Below are 1573 nucleotides of genomic sequence, written 5' to 3'. Positions count from 1 at the left end.
GCCAACTCGATGAGGTCATGGCCGTCGCCGATGGCGATGTCGTCTGCGTCCCGCGCGGACACCACCCCTGCGGTGCACCACATGGCTTTGAGATGTATTACCTAAACGTCATGGCAGGACCACGCAGAAACTGGAAATTCCAACCCGCACCAGAAGTGGCGCGTATGATCTGATCACCGCCCCATACCATCATCGAAACGGAGATACAGACATGCGGATAGGATTGGTTGGATATGGCACGGGCGGGCAGCATTTTCACGCCCCTTTTATTCGTGCCGCTAAAGGCGTCACGCTGGCCGGGATTGTGGCGCGTGCGCCTAAGACGATCGCCAAAGTGCGCGCTGATTACCCCGATGTTCCGATTTACCCAAACCTGACGGAGATGCTTACCACGGGGACTGTGGATGCCGTAACGGTGACAACCCCACCCCATACCCGCCGTGAGCTGGTATTGCAGGCGATTGCGGCCGGGGTGCATGTCATTGCGGATAAACCTTTTGCGCCATCTGCCCAGGTGGGACGGGAATTGCAAGCGGCGGCCACTGCGCAGGGCGTGACCTTAGGTGTATTTCATAACCGCAGGTATGACACCGATATTCGGACATTGCGCGCGGTGTTGGACACCGGCGCATTGGGCAAAATCTGGCGAGTCCATTCGCGCATGGATATGGATGACGCGGCCACATTAGAACGTGGCCCCACAGGTGGAATGCTGCGCGATATGGGCAGCCACGTGGTAGATCAGATGCTGTGGCTGTTTGGTCCGGTGACCAAAGTTCATGCGCATCTGGATATAATCGATGATCCGGCGGGGCCGACAGATGCAGGGTTTGTCGTGTCTATGACCCATAAAAACGGGGTATTCAGCCAGGTTAGCTCGTCCAAAGTGAACCATATCGCGGAGAATGAATATCGGGTCTATGCCGAACATGGTGCCTATCTGTCGCGGATGCGCGATGTACAGGCACAGGCGATCTTTGCGGGCAAACGCCCGGTCGATGATCTTGCGGGTTGGGGATATGAGACGCCCGACCATTGGTCAGAGCTGCGCATCCACGGGAAGGTGGAGCGCGTGCCGTCCGAACAGGGGCGCTATCACGATTATTACGAGGCCTTCGCAAAGGCGGTTCACACCAAAGCTGAGCCCCCGGTCAGGGTCGCGCAGGCGATTGCCGTCTTACAGGTGCTTGACGGTGCGCGCCAAAGCGCAACGCAATCGTGCGTTGTTACGCTTGACTAAACCACACCCGACCGCACCGATATTGTTAGGGCGCGTGGTTATGGCCGGGGCGGTCGGGTGACCGCCCTTTGGGCCTTTGGGCTGTTGATTGTCACTGAGAACTGACCCGGTAGCCCCATAAATTGTCACCGAGATTTGACCCACCCTCAGTTATGTGCCGCGGTCTATGACGGGGCCAACGTTTTGGTCTCCTTTCGTGTTTTCTTTGCAGACTCGGAGCTGGCCTTGAAGCGGTAGCTGTCGTTGCCAGTTTCGAGGATGTGGCAGCGGTGGGTAAGCCGATCCAAGAGAGCCGTGGTCATCTTTGCGTCTCCGAATACCTGCGCCCATTCT

General features: G+C 57.7%; 3 protein-coding genes. 2 read left to right on the top strand and 1 reads right to left on the bottom strand.

Going from position 1 to position 1573, the window contains the following annotated elements; genetic code table 11:
- A partial coding sequence (locus BFP70_RS20535; RefSeq protein ID WP_176715606.1) for a 5-deoxy-glucuronate isomerase occupies positions 1 to 173 on the top strand: 173 nt, incomplete at its 5' end.
- A 38-nt stretch (positions 174 to 211) separates the two neighbouring features.
- Complete coding sequence (locus BFP70_RS18995; RefSeq protein ID WP_066013518.1) at positions 212 to 1240, top strand: Gfo/Idh/MocA family protein; 1029 nt, start codon at positions 212 to 214, stop codon at positions 1238 to 1240.
- Positions 1241 to 1404: 164 nt separating this feature from the next.
- Here BFP70_RS18995 and BFP70_RS18990 read toward each other — a convergent pair.
- Positions 1405 to 1573: ATP-binding protein (locus BFP70_RS18990; protein ID WP_176715605.1), on the bottom strand; the 169-nt coding region annotated here is incomplete at its 5' end.

Source organism: Thioclava sp. SK-1, from assembly GCF_001705665.1.
Classification (GTDB): Bacteria; Pseudomonadota; Alphaproteobacteria; order Rhodobacterales; family Rhodobacteraceae; genus Thioclava.
This window is presented reverse-complemented; position numbering and strand designations above follow the sequence as displayed.